The 18,643-nt window shown below is 45.4% G+C and carries 17 protein-coding genes; 11 read left to right on the top strand and 6 right to left on the bottom strand.

Features of this window, described 5'->3' with window-relative positions; genetic code table 11:
• Positions 1–502 (top strand): Sir2 family NAD-dependent protein deacetylase (locus Q8J68_RS02440; RefSeq protein ID WP_305309967.1); only part of this gene is annotated, 502 nt, incomplete at its 5' end.
• 17 nt (positions 503–519) lie between these two features.
• Here Q8J68_RS02440 and Q8J68_RS02435 read toward each other — a convergent pair.
• Positions 520–1,020, bottom strand: a complete 501-nt coding sequence (locus Q8J68_RS02435; RefSeq protein ID WP_015052015.1) for an Hsp20/alpha crystallin family protein — start codon at positions 1,018–1,020, stop codon at positions 520–522.
• A gap of 196 nt (positions 1,021–1,216) precedes the next feature.
• Between Q8J68_RS02435 and Q8J68_RS02430 the strand changes: the two genes are divergently transcribed.
• The 5 genes from Q8J68_RS02430 (at position 1,217) to Q8J68_RS02410 (ending at position 8,212) form a co-directional block, all read left to right on the top strand.
• On the top strand, positions 1,217–2,476 hold the full coding sequence (locus Q8J68_RS02430; RefSeq protein WP_305309966.1) for a diaminopimelate decarboxylase: 1,260 nt from the start codon (positions 1,217–1,219) through the stop codon (positions 2,474–2,476).
• Between the two features lie 192 nt (positions 2,477–2,668).
• The gene (locus tag Q8J68_RS02425) at positions 2,669–4,258 is read left to right on the top strand and encodes a S8 family serine peptidase (RefSeq protein ID WP_305309965.1); all 1,590 of its coding nucleotides are present in this window, start codon (positions 2,669–2,671) and stop codon (positions 4,256–4,258) included.
• A gap of 391 nt (positions 4,259–4,649) precedes the next feature.
• Complete coding sequence (locus Q8J68_RS02420; RefSeq protein WP_305309964.1) at positions 4,650–6,194, top strand: S8 family serine peptidase; 1,545 nt, start codon at positions 4,650–4,652, stop codon at positions 6,192–6,194.
• A 281-nt stretch (positions 6,195–6,475) separates the two neighbouring features.
• Entirely contained in the window at positions 6,476–7,579 is a 1,104-nt protein-coding gene (locus Q8J68_RS02415; RefSeq protein WP_305309963.1) for a S8 family serine peptidase, read from the top strand.
• Positions 7,580–7,732: 153 nt separating this feature from the next.
• Positions 7,733–8,212, top strand: coding sequence for a secondary thiamine-phosphate synthase enzyme YjbQ (locus tag Q8J68_RS02410; RefSeq protein ID WP_305309962.1), 480 nt, complete (start codon positions 7,733–7,735; stop codon positions 8,210–8,212).
• Here Q8J68_RS02410 and Q8J68_RS02405 read toward each other — a convergent pair.
• Both Q8J68_RS02405 and Q8J68_RS02400 read right to left on the bottom strand, forming a co-directional pair.
• Positions 8,194–8,376, bottom strand: a complete 183-nt coding sequence (locus tag Q8J68_RS02405) for a transcriptional regulator (RefSeq protein ID WP_305309961.1) — start codon at positions 8,374–8,376, stop codon at positions 8,194–8,196. The two genes, Q8J68_RS02410 and Q8J68_RS02405, sit on opposite strands and share 19 nt — an antisense overlap.
• Before the next feature lie 44 nt (positions 8,377–8,420).
• Complete coding sequence (locus Q8J68_RS02400; RefSeq protein WP_305309960.1) at positions 8,421–8,837, bottom strand: HIT family protein; 417 nt, start codon at positions 8,835–8,837, stop codon at positions 8,421–8,423.
• Between the two features lie 129 nt (positions 8,838–8,966).
• Between Q8J68_RS02400 and Q8J68_RS02395 the strand changes: the two genes are divergently transcribed.
• From Q8J68_RS02395 to Q8J68_RS02380, 4 genes are all read left to right on the top strand, one after another.
• Complete coding sequence (locus tag Q8J68_RS02395) at positions 8,967–9,476, top strand: hypothetical protein (protein WP_305309959.1); 510 nt, start codon at positions 8,967–8,969, stop codon at positions 9,474–9,476.
• Positions 9,477–9,636: 160 nt separating this feature from the next.
• Positions 9,637–10,194, top strand: a complete 558-nt coding sequence (locus Q8J68_RS02390; protein WP_305309958.1) for a diacylglycerol/polyprenol kinase family protein — start codon at positions 9,637–9,639, stop codon at positions 10,192–10,194.
• 106 nt (positions 10,195–10,300) lie between these two features.
• Positions 10,301–10,492, top strand: coding sequence for a hypothetical protein (locus Q8J68_RS02385; RefSeq protein ID WP_305309957.1), 192 nt, complete (start codon positions 10,301–10,303; stop codon positions 10,490–10,492).
• An 88-nt stretch (positions 10,493–10,580) separates the two neighbouring features.
• On the top strand, positions 10,581–12,830 hold the full coding sequence (locus Q8J68_RS02380) for an amino acid permease (RefSeq protein WP_305309956.1): 2,250 nt from the start codon (positions 10,581–10,583) through the stop codon (positions 12,828–12,830).
• A 102-nt stretch (positions 12,831–12,932) separates the two neighbouring features.
• On the opposite strand, the gene Q8J68_RS02375 is transcribed toward Q8J68_RS02380, so the two are convergent.
• A complete protein-coding gene (locus Q8J68_RS02375; protein ID WP_305309955.1) occupies positions 12,933–13,496 on the bottom strand; it encodes a flavodoxin family protein in 564 nt (187 codons plus the stop codon).
• Positions 13,497–13,604: 108 nt separating this feature from the next.
• On the opposite strand from Q8J68_RS02375, the gene Q8J68_RS02370 reads away from it, so the two are divergent.
• On the top strand, positions 13,605–14,018 hold the full coding sequence (locus Q8J68_RS02370) for a helix-turn-helix domain-containing protein (RefSeq protein WP_305309954.1): 414 nt from the start codon (positions 13,605–13,607) through the stop codon (positions 14,016–14,018).
• A 349-nt stretch (positions 14,019–14,367) separates the two neighbouring features.
• Here the strand turns inward: Q8J68_RS02370 and Q8J68_RS02365 are convergent, their stop codons facing one another.
• Positions 14,368–17,439 carry a histidine kinase N-terminal 7TM domain-containing protein gene (locus tag Q8J68_RS02365; RefSeq protein ID WP_305309953.1) on the bottom strand — a complete coding sequence of 1,024 codons (3,072 nt, stop codon included), beginning with the start codon at positions 17,437–17,439 and terminating at the stop codon, positions 14,368–14,370.
• A gap of 474 nt (positions 17,440–17,913) precedes the next feature.
• Complete coding sequence (locus tag Q8J68_RS02360) at positions 17,914–18,642, bottom strand: DUF3307 domain-containing protein (protein ID WP_305309952.1); 729 nt, start codon at positions 18,640–18,642, stop codon at positions 17,914–17,916.
• Position 18,643 lies beyond the last annotated feature (1 nt).

Below are 18,643 nucleotides of genomic sequence, written 5' to 3'. Positions count from 1 at the left end.
CCTCATCACCCAGAACATCGACATGCTGCATCGGAAAGCCGGCTCTTGTAATGTTATTGAGATACACGGGTCAGCCAGGGAGAGCACCTGCCTGTCATGCGGAAAGAAATTCCCCTATGAGGACGTGGCAAGAACAGTTCAAAAAGACATCATACCAAAGTGTGATTCATGTAACGGCATTCTCAAGCCTGACATCATCTTTTTCGGAGAGATGCTTAATGAGGAAACAATAACAAAAGCTATGCTGGAAAGCTCCATTGCGGACCTGTTCGTGGTCATAGGCTCTTCACTGCTTGTGCAGCCGGCAGCCTCACTTCCTTTCTACGCGATCAGGAACAGGGGAAAACTTGTGATAGTCAATGATATGCCAACTCCGCTGGACAGGTATGCATACCTTAAGTATGATGATCTTGAGAAAGTATTCAATCGTTTAGAAAAACATTTCTGTGGCAATCATTGTCCTGAACAAAAAGATGGGTCTATCATTAAAGATGAACGGTGAAATGGCAATACACCCTCTCACCCGTTATGAGGATACTCAAATGCGATTTCCAGCACGCCATTCCTGTAGCTGGATATGGCGGTATCAGGATCGACTCTTGCAGGCAGCCTTACAAGTCTTGAATAGCCAACGCCATCGATCATGACATTGATCTCGACCTGCATATCCGATGAATGGTATTCAATGCTATCTTCATCGGCCCCCAGATCAGCCAGCAGATACACTCTGTCACCTGTTTGCTGGACTTCGATCAAAGGATCTTGCTGCAGAATATAGAAGTCACCCTCCTTCTCCTCTTCGTCACTTGGTTTCACAGATCTTCTCCCCTCAAACCCAAAGATCGTTGGATTCTTACCAGGCTGACTGATGATGGTGAAACCCTGTACCAGAGGCCTGTCAGCGTCGTCACTTACGCTATTCTCAAGCATGCTCAGGATATGGTCTATCAGCTGGTCGATCGTCTCGATCCTTTTTTCATTGGACTTATCGTCATTTTCATGACGTCTTTTATCGTCCATGTATTCATCTCCATTCATATTTTCGCTTTCTTCATTTATATGGCTATGCTTCAGAGGCCGATTTTGTTTTACCATATGCGAACAACAAATATAAAAACCAAACGCACAAAAATTCAATATATCTGCCTGATGATTTCCAATCAACTATTTATTTGTGTATTGACTTCATATGGACTACTCGTAATGAGGTAACAACATGGTCTCAAAGGAACTGCCATTCACGCAAGAGAAAATAACCGAAATAATTGCAGAAAACCCAACACCTTTCCACCTGTATGATAAGAAGGGTATCCTTGATAATGCCAGGGATATGAGGAGATCCTTTATCGAGGTGCATGGTTTTAAAGAATTCTTTGCAGTAAAGGCTTTACCAAACCCATACATTATGAAAATCCTCAAAAATGAAGGTTTTGGTGCTGACTGCAGTTCAATGGCTGAGCTCCTGCTTGCAGAAAAGGCAGGTATTGTAGGCGAAGATATCATGTTCAGTTCCAATGACACACCGGCTGATGAGTTCATCAAGGCCAGGGAACTTGGTGCAATTATAAACCTGGACGATATCAGCCACATAGAATTCCTTGAGAAGACCGCAGGACTGCCTGAGCTTGTATGCTGCAGGTACAACCCCGGCCCCCTTAAAGAAGGAAATGCCATTATCGGCAACCCCCAGGAAGCCAAATACGGATTCACAAGGGATCAGCTGTTCGAAGGTTACAGGATGATGAAAGAGAAGGGTGTCAAGCGTTTTGGCCTGCACACGATGGTCGCTTCCAATGAGCTAAACCCGGATTATTTCGTTGAGACTGCAAGGATACTCTTTGATCTGATTGTAGACCTTTCCAGGGAACTTGACATACGATTTGAGTTCGTGAACCTGGGAGGAGGCATCGGCATTCCCTACAGGCCTGAACAGCAGCCTGTTTCTTATGAGACTATAACCACCGGGGTCCGGAAGGCATACGATGAGATAATAAGAGCTAATGACCTGCATCCGCTCAGGATATACCTTGAGTGCGGAAGAGTGATCACTGGTCCATATGGATATCTCATAACAACGGTCAGGCACATGAAACACATATACAAGGACTATGTAGGCACTGATGCCAGCATGGCAAACCTGATGCGTCCGGGCATTTACGGAGCCTATCACCATATAACTGTACTGGGCAAAGAAAAACAAAAACCAATGCATATGTACGATGTCACAGGGTCTCTCTGCGAGAATAACGATAAGTTCGCGATTGACAGGAAACTGCCTGAGATAGAGAGAGGCGATGTGCTGGTGATCCATGATACGGGAGCCCACGGATATGCCATGGGTTTTAACTATAATGGAAAACTGAGGTCAGCCGAGATCCTGTTGAATGAAGATGGCAGTTTTGTAAAGATAAGAAGAGCCGAGACCGTGGATGACTATTTTGTCACGCTTGATTTTGAAGGTCTCGAGAACTTCTGATAGCCCGATCTTTTCCTGGATGTAGGGATTTACTTCCTGTATTTATCCCTATGTCCACAAGTTATTCTTCTTTTAGTTCCTGTTGCTATCGTTTCTTCACTGCATTTTTTATAAAACTATAATTTTAATTTCATAACATATATATATTGGGCCATTAGCCAGTTGAATTAATCATAATTCAATGGTGTTTCAATGACCCGGCAAAAAATAACCCTACTAGTCGTATTATCAATCCTGCTTTCTTTTCTGGCAGTGCCCGCAGGAGCAATACAGGAAGACAAGGATGACGAGAAGATTCCCGTACTTATCAATTTCAAAGGGAAAACGAATGCAGAACTTGTAAAGGCCTATGGTGGAAATGTAAAACACGAGTATACAATTGTTCCGGCAATAGCTGCCGAGCTTCCGCAAAAGGCAATCGATGCCCTTTCAAAGAATCCTAACATCGCTTTCATTGAGCCAGATGGCCAGGCACAGATCCTTGCAGATGAAGTGCCATGGGGTATTACACGCATCAATGCTGTCACTGCACAGTCTGAGGGTTTCACAGGCACAGGTATAAAGGTGGCTGTCCTGGACACAGGTATCGATTACAATCACCCTGACCTTAAGACGAATTATCTTGGCGGTTATGATTTTGTCAATAAGGACAATGACCCAATGGATGATCACAGCCACGGAACCCATGTTGCAGGCACCGTTGCGGCTGCCAGCAATGGCATTGGCGTGCTCGGGGCAGCACCCCAGGCAGGTCTGTATGCAGTCAAAGTTGCTGACAGTTCAGGATACTGCTCATACAGCAATATCATAGCAGGCATTAACTGGGCAGTCGATAACAATGCCAATGTGATCACAATGAGCCTTGGCGGCACATCATCCTCATCAACACTCAAGAGCGCATGTGACAACGCTTATAGTAAGGGCGTAGTGCTCGTTGGTGCAGCAGGCAATTCCGGCGGTTCTGTTATCTTTCCTGCAGCATACAGCTCTGTGATAGCCGTCTCTGCCGTGGACTCCACTAACACAAAGACCTCATGGTCATGCTATGGCCCTGAAATAGAGTTCGCAGCCCCTGGAGTCAGCATCAAGTCAACGATGCCAGGAGGACTCTATGGATTCAAGAGTGGTACAAGCATGGCAACACCTCATGTTACAGGAGCTGTAGCCTTACTGATGAGCTCGGATGTCACAGGTACCATTTATGATTCAAACAAGAATGGCAAGTGGGACCCGGCAGAGATCCGTTCCCGGATGCAGAGTACATCAACTGACCTTGGTGTCACCGGCAAGGACAATTATTACGGATATGGCCTTGTGAATGCCTATGCAGCTGTCACCGGACTTAATATTGCACCTGCAACTGACGACACACCGACTGAAGTTGACACACCAGTCGAAGATGATACATCATCAACAGATACCGAACCTGAAGTAGCACCAACCACTCCCACAGAGATTGCAATGTCCGTGGGCAGCCTGACTGCTACAAAAGAGTTCTCTGTAAAAGGAAAGAATACATTTGGCTGGGCTGTGGCCACAGTTAAAGTCATCGATGCGAACGGCAAGGCAGTTACCGGAACGACTGTAAAAGGCAGCTGGAGTGGCCTGACAACTGCATCGGTTTCCGGAACAACGGATGCGAATGGTATAGTGAAGTTCACGTCCTCGCAGGTCAAGAATCCCAGCGGCACTTTCACATTCAAAGTGACAGAGGCTACATGCAGCGGATATGCATATGATGCTGCACAGAATGTCTGCTCGAGCGTAAGCGTGACCTTTTAAGCAAAACAGTAAAAAGTATCCTGTTTAACAGGATACATTCGTCTTTTTTATTTAATTTCTTTTAAGCGGGTCATCTGTCCCGCAGCTAGTACGAAACAAAAAGGTATTAATTTCATCCTGTGACCATCTTTATCGTAAAAAGAGATACTCAGGCATGAGTAAATATTTTAATTAAAAAAGTATGGAATCATAAAATATCCATACAGAATAATTATTCCACGCTTATAATATTTATACAGACTCTACTGCTATTTTTAAATCTCTTTATTATTATTAATATCTATAATTTTATTTCGAAAATTATATATGTTTTCCCATAATCAACCTGAAATGAATAATAAGTTTTTAGAGTATGGTGCTTTTTATGACCTTGCAAAAAATTACCTTATTAATGATATTATCTATCTTGCTGTCTCTTCTGGCAGTGCCTGCCGCCGCAGTTGAGGAAGATAAGGACAATGAGAAGATCCCTGTATTGATCAGTTTCAAAGGAAAGGCAAATGCAGAACTTGTAAAGGCCCATGGAGGGAATATAAAACATGAGTACACTATCATCCCGGCCATAGCTGCAGAGCTTCCTCAGAAGGCAATTGATGCTCTCTCAAAGAACCCCAACATCGACTTCATCGAACCGGACGGCCAGGCACAGATCCTTGCTGATGAGGTTCCATGGGGAATTAACCGTATCAATGCTGCAAGCGCACAGGCTGAAGGCTTCACCGGGACAGGCGTAAAGGTAGCTGTTCTGGACACAGGCATTGATTACACACATCCTGACCTCAAGGCCAACTATCTTGGTGGCTATGATTTTGTCAATAAGGACAACGACCCAATGGATGACCACAGCCACGGGACCCATGTTGCGGGAACGGTTGCTGCAGCAAGCAACGGTATAGGAGTGCTTGGAGCAGCACCGCAGGCAGGACTGTATGCTGTAAAGGTTGCTGACAGTTCAGGATACTGCTCATACAGCAACATCATAGCAGGTATTAACTGGGCAGTCGATAACAATGCCAATGTGATCACAATGAGCCTTGGCGGCACATCATCCTCATCCACGTTCCAGAGCGCATGTGACAATGCATACAGCAAGGGCGTGGTGCTTGTGGGAGCAGCAGGCAATTCTGGCGGTTCTGTTATCTATCCGGCAGCATACAGCTCTGTGATAGCCGTCTCTGCCGTGGACTCCACCAATACCAAAACCTCATGGTCATGCTATGGTCCCCAGATCGAGTTCGCAGCTCCTGGTGTCAGCATCAAGTCTACAATGCCAGGAGGGCTCTATGGTTTCAAGAGCGGTACAAGCATGGCAAAACCACACGTAACAGGAGCTGTTGCACTGCTAATGAGCACAGATGTTGCAGGTACCAGCTATGATGCCAATAAGAACGGCAAATGGGACCCGGCAGAGGTCCGCTCCCGAATGCAGAAGACCGCAACTGGCCTGGGCACTACAGGGAAGGATGATTACTATGGCTACGGACTTGTGAATGCCTACTCTGCAGTGAGCGGGCTTATCAACACACCGGCAGATAATACTCCTACTGAAGACGACATCCCGGAAACCGGTACTGATCCTGATACAGCACCAACCGATCCTGCAGAGATACCAATGTTCGTATCCAGTCTTACAGCAACAGCTGACTATTCGTTCAGGGGAATTAACACATTCTGCGGGACTACGGTCACTGCCAGAATAATCGATTCAAACGGAAAGCCTGTACCCGGAGCAACTGTAAGCGGGAGCTGGAGCGGACTGACAAGTTCAGCCTCTTCCGAAGTTACGGACACAGAGGGTATAGTTGAGTTCACATCCTCATTTGTAAAAAATCCCGAGGGTATAATGACATTTGAGATTACAGGAATTTCATGCAGAGGGTATAGTTATGACCCGGAAATGGATGCTTGTTCAACTGTAGTATCATGTATTGAATAAAATGGTGAAGCGCTGTCCTGATTTTAACAGGATGCAACTCACTCCTTAAATCAGGTATAAAAGAAATTTGCAGAATTTGCAATAGCCCTTGCATATTTCAGGAAAGATATGTTGCATTATTCTATACTAGATAATTCTATATAAAATTAATTTTAATTAGCAAATTATATATAGGAGTGAATAATAGTCACTTTGACCGATATTTTGAGGTATGATATTTTATGAGCAGAAAAAAAACTACTTTATTAGTAATTATATCAATCCTGCTGTCTTTTTTGGCAATGCCCGCAGGTGCAGTCCAGGAGGATAAGAACAATGAAAAAGTTCCTGTCCTTATCAACTTCAAAGGGAAAACGAACGCAGAACTGGTTAAATCTCATGGAGGGAATATAAAACATGAGTACACTATCATCCCGGCCATAGCTGCAGAGCTTCCTCAGAAGGCAATTGATGCTCTCTCAAAGAACCCCAACATCGACTTCATCGAACTGGACGGCCAGGCACAGATCCTTGCTGACGAGGTTCCCTGGGGAATCACCCGTATCAATGCAACTACTGCACACTCCAAAGGTATCAAGGGCACCGGCATAAAGGTAGCTGTTCTGGACACAGGCATTGATTACACACATCCTGACCTCAAGGCCAACTATCTTGGTGGCTATGATTTTGTCAATAAGGACAAAGACCCAATGGATGACCACAGCCACGGGACCCATGTTGCGGGAACGGTCGTTGCAGCAAGTAATGGCATAGGAGTGCTTGGAGCTGCACCGCAGGCAAAGATATATGCCGTGAAAGTAGCCGACAAATCAGGATATTGCTCATACAGCAATATCATAGCAGGCATCAACTGGGCGGTCAACAACAATGCCAATGTGATCACAATGAGCCTTGGTGGCACATCATCCTCATCAACACTCAAGAGCGCATGTGACAGTGCATACAGCAAAGGCGTGGTGCTTGTGGGAGCAGCAGGCAACTCCGGCGGCTCTGTCATCTATCCGGCAGCATACAGCTCTGTCATAGCCGTCTCGGCTGTGGATTCCAGTAACAAGATAACCACCTGGTCATGCTATGGCTCCCAGGTTGAGTTCGCAGCACCAGGTCTCAGCATCAAATCAACCATGCCAAAAGGCCTCTATGGCACCAAGAGCGGTACAAGCATGGCAACACCTCACGTTGCAGGAGCCGTGGCTCTTCTGATGAGCACGAAAGTTGCAGGTACTAGCTATGATGCCAACAAGAACGGTAAATGGGACCCTGCAGAGGTTCGATCCCGGCTTCAGAAGACTGCAACGGACCTGGGTGCCAAAGGAAAGGATAGCTACTACGGTTATGGTCTTGTTAATGCCAATGCTGCTGTCAGCGGACTAAAATCCGTATAATGCAGCACAGTTAATCCATCAAAATAAGGAATGTATCCTGAAGAATACATCCTTATTTTTATTTTCTTAGTAAATAGCAGGTTTTGCTTATCCTCTGCTTAAATCAGAGCCTATCTTTTTTAAATTCATGCATCATACATACAAGAGATAGTCATGCAGGTCAATACCAGTAAACGCACGGAACTCATCGATATAACAGACCATGTAAAAAAGCATGTTACTGAAAGCGGAATTCAGAACGGCATCTGCATTGTTAGCACAATGCACACAACTACGGCAATAATTATAAATGAGAACGAGCCAGGCCTTGTTACAGATATTCTGACACTGCGCGGGAGAATAGTACCTGAAGGAGCAGGCTACCAGCATGACAGGATAGACAACAATGCTGACGCCCATCTGAGAGCAGTGTTGCTGGGAAACAGCGAGAGCATACCTATCAGGGACGGCAGGCTTGTGCTCGGTACCTGGCAGAGCATTTTTCTTGCTGAGCTGGATGGCCCCAGAAAAAGGACTGTGGATATCACCGTGATTGGCAGAATTAACGGAACTGAGAGCAGGACAGTAAGGAAAATATCAACCAAAAATCTAAAAAGCAGGCCATATGAGCCTGCTTACTTTGAGGGTGCATAAAAACATCTTTTAGGCGAACATATGGTGCCAGCATCTTTCATGAACTTCAATGCCTTGCTTACCTCTTTGCTATCTATGCCGGTCGTCTCGACAATATCTCCGGGTCTTAGTGGCTTTCCTGCATTTTTCAATGCCTCAAGGACTTTTTCTTCATTTTGGGTCATTTTATCGCTCTTTCTTTTTTCAGGAATAATTCATCATCGTAAGTTCATCGAACTGCTTTTTTGATCACTTCGGCCAGCTCACTGATATTACCTGTATCCGGATGCTGGTTCACAATAGTGTGCATAGAGCCACCCTTATCATTTACTCTTCTTGGGATTATATGCACATGGACATGAGGCACACTCTGGCCTGCAACCTCACCGTTGTTGAGGCCGATATTCGAGCCCGGAACATCCAGGGCCTTCTCTACTGCTTTTGCGATCTTGTTCACATATGCAAAGAGAGAAGATGCATCTTCCTCGCTCATTTGTGTGAACCGCTGGAAATGTTTTTTCGGAAGGACGATGGTGTGGCCTTCTGAAGTGGGGTAGATATCCAAAAATGCATATACAAAATCGTCTTCATAAATCTGGTATGAAGGTATCGCACCTGAAACTATCTTACAGAATAAACAATCCATGAATATCACCTGTATGTAGGAACTTAGAGATACGGTTATTTATGGATTCTGATTGGAAGTTCAGTAAATAAGTGTCTATTTTTATGGACATGGTCTTATACTATTTCTGCGTAACTTGTATTGATTAGTATGAACAGGAAACAGGCAATAACAGTCGGGGTAATAATAGCAGGAATCCTGTTGTTCTCAAACTTTGCCCTGGCAACAAATGCAGAAAGTATAGATGAGCGAACATTTGCAGACTTGTCAGGTACGGATGACCTTTACAATGAACTGGAAGAACAGGTCATACGCTACAACGAACGGGTCGATGATGTCCCGGGAATAATTAAAAGGATAGCTGGCGACGATGTGATCCTGATGACCATTACTACAGATGATGGTGAGGAACTTTACGTACAGGCAATAACCAATAACGGAGAAATCCTGTACTTTGAAAGAGTGTCCTCACCGGGAGAGGTCGATCCTTCAATCACAGTTACAACAGACGAAGAAACCACACGAGAGATAATTGATTCCTCTGAACCGTTCAACGAATTCACAGATGCGTTGGACAGGGACGAGATATCAGTAGAGACCGAGAACACCTTGAAGAGGATTGCACTTGGAAGCCTCATGACTGCAAATAGGTTCATATAAAATAATTATCTGGCGGTAACTCAGTTAGGATACTGCCAGAATTATCCTTTTTCAAATTCCCATACTTAATATATGATCGAACCTAAAAGGGAGGCCTTCTGCAGATATGAGCGATTAAGGGCCTTTTTTGGCAGGCGAGGTCGGACGCCAGTTTATACATATGCTTACAGGCGCTGTTTTTCTTATTGCGATCTATTTATCCGGAAGCTATGCAGCCTTATTGTTTGCAGTCCTGTTGACTGTAACGGTGGCTGCTTCAATATTGATTAAAAAGGTCAATCTTTCTCAAAGAACATCTGGCGTGTTCCGCAGACTTGGAAGACCAGGTATACAAACAGTAAAACTTCAGGGAACCATATTGTTGCTTTCTGGGGTTCTTGTCACGTTGCTTCTATTCCCAAGGAACATTGTTTACGCTTCAGTAGCAATAGTCGCATTCGGAGATTCGGTCGCAACCATCGTGGGGGTTTTGATCGGAAAACATAAGTTGCCATACTCCAAAAGCAAGACTGTGGAAGGAACGCTGAGCGGGCTTATTGCCGCTTTTTTGGGAGCTATGCTGTTCGTAACATCCTTTCAGGCATTTTTAGGTGCATTCGGAGGCATGCTTATTGAGAGTGCGATCAACCTCCAGACAGTAAAGGAAGCCAGCCTGAAAGGGATGGTGAAGTTCTTCCTTAATGACAACTTCCTGATTCCGGTTTTTCAGCTTTCCTGATGCTACTTGCCAGCAGATGAATCTTAAATATGTAAGAGAAGGATATGCCCGAAGTTCAGCTGTTTCATTCCCATGATACTCATATATTTATGCTGCCGTTCAGTGCTTGGAGAGCACGATCCTTTCTGTCATCGTGAGAGGACACTGCATCATAATCTCCTCTCAGGGCTTTGAGTGCATACTTCTCTACATCTATCTCCTTACGGGTACGTACACCCAGTCTCCTGAACAGCGATACCGGAGGACACCAACCCTGCACAGCATGCTGGAACAGGAAGGCTGTGACGATGCCGGATAAAAAGAGTATATATGCACTCCTATAAACATGCAGAGGAAACGATTATATAATCCCGGCCAAGAGGATTACAGGGGATTTTTGTTGGAGAATGGGGATAATGGGGGATAATGTTGATCCTGAAAACGGGGAAACTCTGCAAGAGAAAGTAGAGGAGCAGAAAGGTGCTGTTACCGGGAGAAAGCTGTTCGGTACTTTCGAAGGGGTGTTCGTTCCAACTCTTCTGACCATCCTGGGCGTGATAATGTACCTCAGGGAAGGATGGGTCGTGGGTAATGCAGGTCTGCTGGGTGCCTGGCTGATAATACTGATAGCTTTTAGCATCACTCTTTCCACGGGCCTTTCCCTTTCCTCGATAACCACCAATATAAGGATAGGGTCAGGGGGTGCTTTCTCTGTGATCTCCCAGTCACTCGGTCTGGAGGTCGGAGGCAGCATAGGGATACCACTTTATCTGTCCCAGACGCTCGCCGTGGCGATGTACATATTCGGCTTCCGTGCCGGATGGAGATGGATCTTTCCGGAGCATCCGGCCATCCTCATAGATCTTGCAATATTCTCCGTGCTTTTCATTGTGGCCTATATCAGCGCATCCCTGAGTTTCAAGATCCAGTACATAGTTCTTGTGGTCGTTGCTTCCTCATTCGTATCCATAATATGGGCCGCGTACCTGGGTTCCATGCAGGAGCCCATCACATGGTGGGGTTCATTTGAGGGCTCTCCTGAGACAGGCTTTTCGGGGATTGGTTTCTGGGGAGTCTTTGCTGTCTTTTTCCCGGCGGCCACCGGTATAATGGCAGGTGCGAACATGTCAGGGGAATTGAAGAATCCCCGCCGCAGCATTCCTCTTGGAACCATCTCTGCTATTTGCGTCAGCCTTGTGGTCTACCTGCTGCTTGCCCTGTGGCTGGCAGCTTCAGCAAGCAATGACGAACTTCTGGGCAACTATACTATCATGGTGGAAAAAGCTGCCTGGGGACAACTGGTTATTGCGGGCCTGCTGGGAGCCACGTTCTCATCGGCCCTGTCATCTTTTGTAGGTGCACCACGGATCCTCCAGTCCCTTGCAAACAGTAAAATATTGCCGGCAAGCGGATGGTTTTCAAAAAGATCAGGGTCAGGGGAGCCACGCAACGCAATAATATTCACCGGCCTGATAATCTTCCTGGCATTGATGCTGCGCAATCTGAATGCAATTGCTCCTCTTATCACCCTGTTCTTCCTGATGACCTACGCAATGATCAATATAGTCGTGCTCATCGAACAGAACCTGCAGCTTGTAAGTTTCAGGCCCCTCCTCAGAATCCCCAGAGCAGTCTCCTTTGTTGGTGCCATTGGGAGCGTATCTGTTATGTTCATCGTCAGTCCCGTGTTCAGTTTACTGGCAGTCGTAGTTGTTATATCGATACATGCATACCTGTTGAAAAAGCATCTCAAGGCACCTTTTGGGGACGTGCGCAGCGGTCTTTTTGTTGCCATCGCAGAATGGGCTGCAAAACAAACTTATAAGATCGCTCCCTCCAGCGAAAGGACCTGGAAAGCTAACCTGCTGGTGCCTGTGGAGGATCCGAATGTGCTTACAAGAGCATTCAAATTCCTCAGGGATATTACCTACCCTAAGGGTTCGATCAAATTACTCGGCCTGTCGGGAAAAGTGGATGAGACTAAATTCTTCTCCCGTCTGACAGACCTGACAGAATCCTTCAGGGATAATGGGGTTTTCTCTTCCTGGACCATTGTCGATACTGCGGCATTCGAGAAAAATCTCATTGTGGGTATGGAAGCATTGGGCAGCTCTTTTTTCAGGCCCAGGGTACTGTTCATTAACCTGAGCAGCTTTGACGGTCAGTACGAAAAGGTAAGGAATGTTATCCGTAAGGCCGCAGAGCGCAGGATTGGTATCTTACTGCTCGCTATACATAGTGATGCTGCTTTTGGGAGAGAGGAATCTATAAACCTGTGGATAAACGATCGAAGTCCTGACTGGGACATAAGCATGGATCTGGGAAATATGGATCTTTCCATCCTTATATCCTACAAGCTTAAAAGGAACTGGAAAGCATCTCTGAAAATGATAAGCTGCGTGCGGGATCAGCGTAATGTCCCAAAGGCTAAGGAATACCTGGAGAACCTTGCTGAGATAGCAAGAATCCCAAATGTTATTACTGAAGTGATGAGTGGCGATATCGAATCAAATCTTTCCAGGGCTTCGCAAGCCTCAATAAATATATTCAGTATGGAGCATGAAGCCGATTTTGAGTTCATTCGCCGGGCTGTGGAACAGACAGGATCTTCATGTTTGTTTGCACTTGACTCGGGAGAAGAGAATGCACTTGCATGAGACGCTTTCCAGTCAAAGACCCCGGTTCCTGTGAATTAAGGATTAGAATGTAAAGCAGGTGTCTGGCGGCGGCCCTGATTGCCGCCAGATACATCTGCCCGTTTATTCAAAAAGGCGGGCTCCGGATTCCTTTGCGGCTTCCATGAGATTTTCTTCCTCTTTTACTCCGCCTGGCGCATGATGACCTGCATCTATGAACGTACCTTTGACATCCATACCAAGCATGCCCAGTGTTCTTGAGAATTCTTCATAGACCCCATTGAAAACGCCAGCTTCGGGAGCACCATGCGCGCCGACTATTACAGCTTTCTTCCCGGGAATGATACGTGATGAGAAGTCAGGGTTCAAAAGCGCGAAACACCGATCAATGAAAAGTCTCATCTGTCCTGTAAACTGGAAGAAGTATATCGGGGAGCCGAATACAAATCCGTCTGCGTTCTTCAGGGCATCATATGCTTTTGCCATGTCATCTTTTATCTTGCAGCCATCGACGGTCCTGCAATAATCGCACCCCTGACATCCCCTGAGATTCATATCATTAATGTACACTTTTTCTACTTCGGCACCTGCCTCCATAGCTCCGTCAAGCACCTGCTGTACCAATACATCTGTATTCCCGTTCTTTCTGGGACTTCCAACAAAACCAACTACTTTCATTGCGATCATTTCCTTCTTATATTACTTTTGAGTTACATGGCACTGTTCTTCAACAGTATAATACTGTATCGGCAGTTAAATAGGTAGCGACTATATTTATATATTATACACTCACTTATGATAGGAAGTAACAAAAAGGATAGTAAGAGTAACATGGTTGCAGAGAATAAATCCAGAGGGAGCAGGGAGTACAATTGTCCCGTAGAAGCCACACTGGATGTCATAGGAGGCAAATGGAAGCCGCTTATCCTCTGGCAACTGAAGGTTAAAACGCTGCGCTACAATAACCTGCAACAGCTCCTGCCGGGCATTTCCCCTAAAATGCTGACCAGACAATTAAGGGAAATGGAAGAGGATGGCCTTGTCGGACGTAAGATGTATCCCGAGATACCTCCAAGGGTGGAGTACTCACTCACAGAATTTGGAATGACGGTCATTCCAGTACTGGAAGAGCTTTGCCGCTGGGGCGGGGAGTACATGCAACAGCGCTGCTGCAACGGTAAGGAACCTGCGGATGCCGACTGCAAATAACTGCAAATGAGAGCGTTGTCTATGATCGGGGACTTATTATACACCGTAAATTATTAAAAGGATGAAATATTATATGTCAATGGTATAGTTGGCTTTCTGAGATGTGCGTATTCATTGTACATCCCCTTCCCACTTTGCCCGTCAGTTTGGCCACATCTCAGAATACAGCCTCACAGTAAATGCTGCGCTATTATTCTTTCCCGTCCTTCTTCTGCGATTCCCGTTCAGGTTCCCTTTTACCCAAATCAAGGATCAAGTGATTACATCGCCCGCTTTTGGCCCCGCATACTTTGCAATATCTTGCCATATGCACCTATATATCCTTAATGATGTACAAATATGTTTGTTGTTAAGCTTGCATTGTGGTCTCTGACTGTGTTCCCATATCCAGCTCGATCAATGCAATCTCATCCCCCATTCCCTGCAGTAATGCCCGGACTTCCGATTCATTGAGCTCCACTGCTTCTTCCAGTTTTGCCGCCATTTCGGCCAGGATATTGCAGCCGATATTAAGAGCGCTTCCTTTTACCTTATGGGCTCGCTTCCTTACATTCTGCAGGTCCTTCTGTGAGTGCGCGGTCTTTATATCTTCAAGGCCCTCCGTAAAAGTGGTCATTGCCAAGGAAGTCAGCATATTGAACAATTCCATGTTACCATCAATGTTAGCCATCAACCACTCCCTGTTAAAATGCCTAGAAATGCCGTTGTTCCCGCTATCAATGGACCTGGAAGTGCATTCAAATTCAGGCAGCCATCTTTGTAGGACACACCGGATGGTTTCGGCTATTACCGGCTTAGTGATGTAGTCATCCATGCCTGCATTCAGGCAGCGTTCTTTCTCACCTTTAACTGTGCCGGCGGTAAGGGCAATTATCGGTGTGTGGACGCTGTGGATACCACTTTTGACGGTTTCAGACTCTATTTCCCGGATGACCCTGGCCGCCTCATATCCGCTTATTCCGGGCATCTGAATGTCCATAAATACCAGATCCGGCTTTGAGTTTTTGAATTTAAGGATGGCTTCGTTGCCGTCCATGGCTTTAATTAGATATGCATGCGGCAAACACATTGAGAGGATAGCAGACGCAAGGGTCATATTGACCTCATTGTCCTCAGCGATCATAATAGTGTATTTATCGTGCAGCATATGCGACTCTTCCGGTTTAGCAGAATCTTTCCCTTCAAGAAGGTCGCCTTCAGGATAATGGACATGTGCAATTGCTTCGAAGAGCTGTGACATCTTGACCGGCTTGACAAGGACGGAACGGATACCCAGCTCTTTGTAATCTTCATGGATAGATGAGCTGTCCAAGGAGTTATGCAGAATTATGAACTTTTGTCTCCCAAGAGTGGAACCGAGCTTTTCGCGCATGATGAATACAAGTTCAAGGTCCTCCATAAAGGGCATATTCTGATTAACGATAACAAGATCATAATCCATCCGTTCATCGACCATGCCCAGTGCCTCTGCACCATCGGCTGCGACATCAGTCTCGATGCTCCAGGACCGCAGCATATTCTGCAGGATAGAGCAGTTCGCAGCATTATCATCGACTATAAGGACCTTATGGACATTTGGAAAGACGGGTTTTTCAACTTCCTCACTCGTTTCTGTCGGAAACATAACAGTGAAGTAGAAGGTGCTCCCTTCCCCTGGCTTACTTTCAAGCTCAAGCCGTGAGCCCATTTTTTCAAGTAGTATGTTGGAGATCGTCAGACCAAGCCCCGTACCTCCGTATTTGCGGGTGATGGATCCGTCTGCCTGTGTGAATGAACTGAATATCCGGGACTGGTTCTCTTTTGCAATACCTATCCCCGTGTCCCTTACCGATAATGTGAACCACATACCATCATTCCCGGGAGCCTGGAAGGCTTCAGCCTTCAGCTCTACCTCTCCATACTCAGTGAACTTTACTGCATTGCCTACAAGGTTCACAAGCACCTGTTTCAGTCTTAGTCTATCGGCAACAATATAGCGAGGCAGGTCTGCAGACATGTTCAGCAGCAGTTCGAGTCCTTTCTCATGTGCCTTGTATTTCACCATATCTGTAATCTGTTCACACAATTCGATAAGATCTATCTTTTCAGGGTCAAGCTCAAGTTTGCCGGCCTCTATCTTGGACAGGTCCAGCACATCGTTCATCAGGTCAAGCAATGAGATAGCTGATGAATAGACAGCTTGCATATATTGCATTTGCGATTTCGTAAGGTCTGTCTGCATTAGCAGGTCCGAGAATCCGATCACCCCGTTAAGAGGCGTGCGCATCTCATGACTCATCATGGCAAGGAACTGACTCTTGGCGCTGTTGGCCATCTCCGCATGCGCAGCCAGAGAATTAGCATGCTCCGTAGTCTCTTTGAGGAGGCGGTTCTTTTCAAGCAGTTCCTCCTCCGTATTTTTCCGCTCAGTGATATTGTTAAGAATGACCATTTGGCCTCTTGTATTCCCATTCTTATCATGGAGTGGCAAAAATGTCACATGGAACCAAAAGACGCAGCCTTCAATCTTACTTTGGGTTTCAATAATGCTTTTTTCGGTTGCATAAGCTCCTTTACTCAAAAGTTCACGCCACGGATCCGTGAGCTCTGATTCATGTTTCCCTATATCATTGACGTTTATTTGCAAATATTCCGCAGGCGAGTGATTGATATCCACTATCCTTCGTTCTTTATCCAGAACGATGACACTGTCAGGGATGTTCTCAAAGAGCAAACTGCGGGCCAGGGGAGACAGATTGAACAACTTGTATCGTGTCAATCCTACAAAAACGATAAAACTGCTCAATGTCATGGCGAATGGACCAGGATCAACGCCCCATGGACTCATTCCTGCCAGGAAGAGCAGCAACGTCATAAACGGGATCATGGACCCCACCATTACGATGATTACCTGTTTGCGGAAGGCCGGTGCAGTCCCCAGTAACATGCTGAAAAGCAGACTTATGCCAAAAATAATGCAAAAGATGCAATAAGACTGCTGTACCCAGTACCATATTCCAGGCTCATAGGTAAGTACCGGAAAAAGACCTTCGTTCGTCACATAAAAACCTTTGTGGAACATGTCATGAAACTCAGTTGTGAACACCAGAAGAATCGTTGTCAAAGGAATAATAAGGAAAACTGCTGTCAGAGGTGCTGACATCCAATGTTTCTTACCTGTGTAATTCATGGCAAAGAACAGAAAAAAGAAAGGTATCATAGAAATACCAATATATTCGATTTTGTAAAATATCAAAACCGTGTGCACTGTAGTTGAGGATATCTCTAACGCATAAAAGAATGAGTATATAGCAGTAAAGAATAAAAGCAGACTAAAGCAGGTTGCACCTGGCGTCTTTTTAAGTGTTCTGATGTGAAAGGCCATTATACAGAGAATAAACACTGAGGCGATCAAAGGAATTGTGTAAACATTGAAATACATATCCACCTCTTTTTATGGTGCACTTCCCTGCAGCCTATTTAGCCGTAAATGCTAAAAATGATAGTTTTCTGCCTGTTATCATATCAGATAATGTTGTAGTATTATCTAGTTTTAGACATTTTAAGTATATATAATTACTTAAATATTAACTTCAAAAACAAGCTCCTCATCATCACACTTTAAAAAAGATGCGAAAAGGCACGTGCATACCTCTGCAAAAAGGTGGTTGGTTTTGAGATTTTGCCAAAGACATGTTTTGTGTTGCATGTCACCGTGCCCTGTTGAGGAGATTAGTAGGGTACTATTTAAATTTTTTTAAATGATTTTGTTCCTGGACCTGGAAACAACAGAAGCTCCATAAGAACATCATACTGGACACGGTTTAACCACTCTGATCATGAATGTGCATTAATTCAACACGTATTCTCCTACGTATCAATTTTAATTAAAAGAGAATAATAATGGATGATACATCTACAAACCCATGTCAAGCAGCCATTTCGCAATAATACCCACCAACACCGCGGCAGTAAAACTCAGGAGAGTGCCTATAAGTATATATTCACTAACTTTCCTATCTGTGGTGAACCTGAATATCGACTTTGCAGCAACGAGAAGACCTATTGCCTGATACTGATTAAGTAGCACAAAGGTCAGAATCAGGAAACGTTCAAGGCGACCTATCCACAGACCAGCGTTCAACAGACCCATGCCCTCGGCCCCGTCCTTATCACGATGCCAGGGTTCGGTGAACTTGCCGATGATAATTCCGCAGGGCCATATAACTATCACGTAGGCTACAAGCAGTAGCCATATTTCTGCTCCGGCGAACGGCAACAGAGGAATGGCTTTCAGGACAAATGCAGGCCCTGTTATTGCAACCCAGAGCGCAAGGATAGTGAGCATATGGGCCATCTGGTCCAGGACGAACCATTTGAGGTCGTCCTTGCGGGTCGATTTGAACCCATCGATCAATATGTGGGAAATCGTGTAGGCCGTGAACAGCCAGATATAGGTGAAGGCTCCCGAAAGAATATACGCAAGCAGACCTGCTAGCACTCCATGTATGTAAAGCCAACGGGAACGCCATTTATTCTCAAAGCGGTCATTCACCATAGGCCTTGTCTGGAACACAAAATCGGCAAGCAAGTGTGCAAGAATAAGTTTTGCCAGCAGGGATATGTTCAGGTAGTGCGCTTCCATT

The sequence above is a fragment of the Methanolobus sp. genome, assembly GCF_030682845.1.
Lineage (GTDB): Archaea > Halobacteriota > Methanosarcinia > Methanosarcinales > Methanosarcinaceae > Methanolobus.
Note: the sequence above shows the minus strand (reverse complement) of the source record. Positions and strands in the feature narration are given on the sequence as shown.

What these genes read in the sequence shown, in the direction of transcription:
- Q8J68_RS02435 (WP_015052015.1), bottom strand. Translation starts at nt 1,020, where the DNA reads ATGGACGATAAAAGACGTCATGAAAATGACGATAAGTCCAATGAAAAA.
- Q8J68_RS02365 (WP_305309953.1), bottom strand. Translation starts at nt 17,439, where the DNA reads ATGTATTTCAATGTTTACACAATTCCTTTGATCGCCTCAGTGTTTATT.
- Q8J68_RS02410 (WP_305309962.1), top strand. Translation starts at nt 7,733, where the DNA reads ATGCAGGTCAATACCAGTAAACGCACGGAACTCATCGATATAACAGAC.
- Q8J68_RS02425 (WP_305309965.1), top strand. Translation starts at nt 2,669, where the DNA reads ATGACCCGGCAAAAAATAACCCTACTAGTCGTATTATCAATCCTGCTT.
- Q8J68_RS02390 (WP_305309958.1), top strand. Translation starts at nt 9,637, where the DNA reads ATGCTTACAGGCGCTGTTTTTCTTATTGCGATCTATTTATCCGGAAGC.
- Q8J68_RS02370 (WP_305309954.1), top strand. Translation starts at nt 13,605, where the DNA reads ATGATAGGAAGTAACAAAAAGGATAGTAAGAGTAACATGGTTGCAGAG.
- Q8J68_RS02430 (WP_305309966.1), top strand. Translation starts at nt 1,217, where the DNA reads ATGGTCTCAAAGGAACTGCCATTCACGCAAGAGAAAATAACCGAAATA.
- Q8J68_RS02420 (WP_305309964.1), top strand. Translation starts at nt 4,650, where the DNA reads ATGATATTATCTATCTTGCTGTCTCTTCTGGCAGTGCCTGCCGCCGCA.
- Q8J68_RS02395 (WP_305309959.1), top strand. Translation starts at nt 8,967, where the DNA reads ATGAACAGGAAACAGGCAATAACAGTCGGGGTAATAATAGCAGGAATC.
- Q8J68_RS02375 (WP_305309955.1), bottom strand. Translation starts at nt 13,496, where the DNA reads ATGATCGCAATGAAAGTAGTTGGTTTTGTTGGAAGTCCCAGAAAGAAC.
- Q8J68_RS02405 (WP_305309961.1), bottom strand. Translation starts at nt 8,376, where the DNA reads ATGACCCAAAATGAAGAAAAAGTCCTTGAGGCATTGAAAAATGCAGGA.
- Q8J68_RS02380 (WP_305309956.1), top strand. Translation starts at nt 10,581, where the DNA reads ATGGGGATAATGGGGGATAATGTTGATCCTGAAAACGGGGAAACTCTG.
- Q8J68_RS02400 (WP_305309960.1), bottom strand. Translation starts at nt 8,837, where the DNA reads ATGGATTGTTTATTCTGTAAGATAGTTTCAGGTGCGATACCTTCATAC.
- Q8J68_RS02415 (WP_305309963.1), top strand. Translation starts at nt 6,476, where the DNA reads ATGCCCGCAGGTGCAGTCCAGGAGGATAAGAACAATGAAAAAGTTCCT.
- Q8J68_RS02360 (WP_305309952.1), bottom strand. Translation starts at nt 18,642, where the DNA reads ATGGAAGCGCACTACCTGAACATATCCCTGCTGGCAAAACTTATTCTT.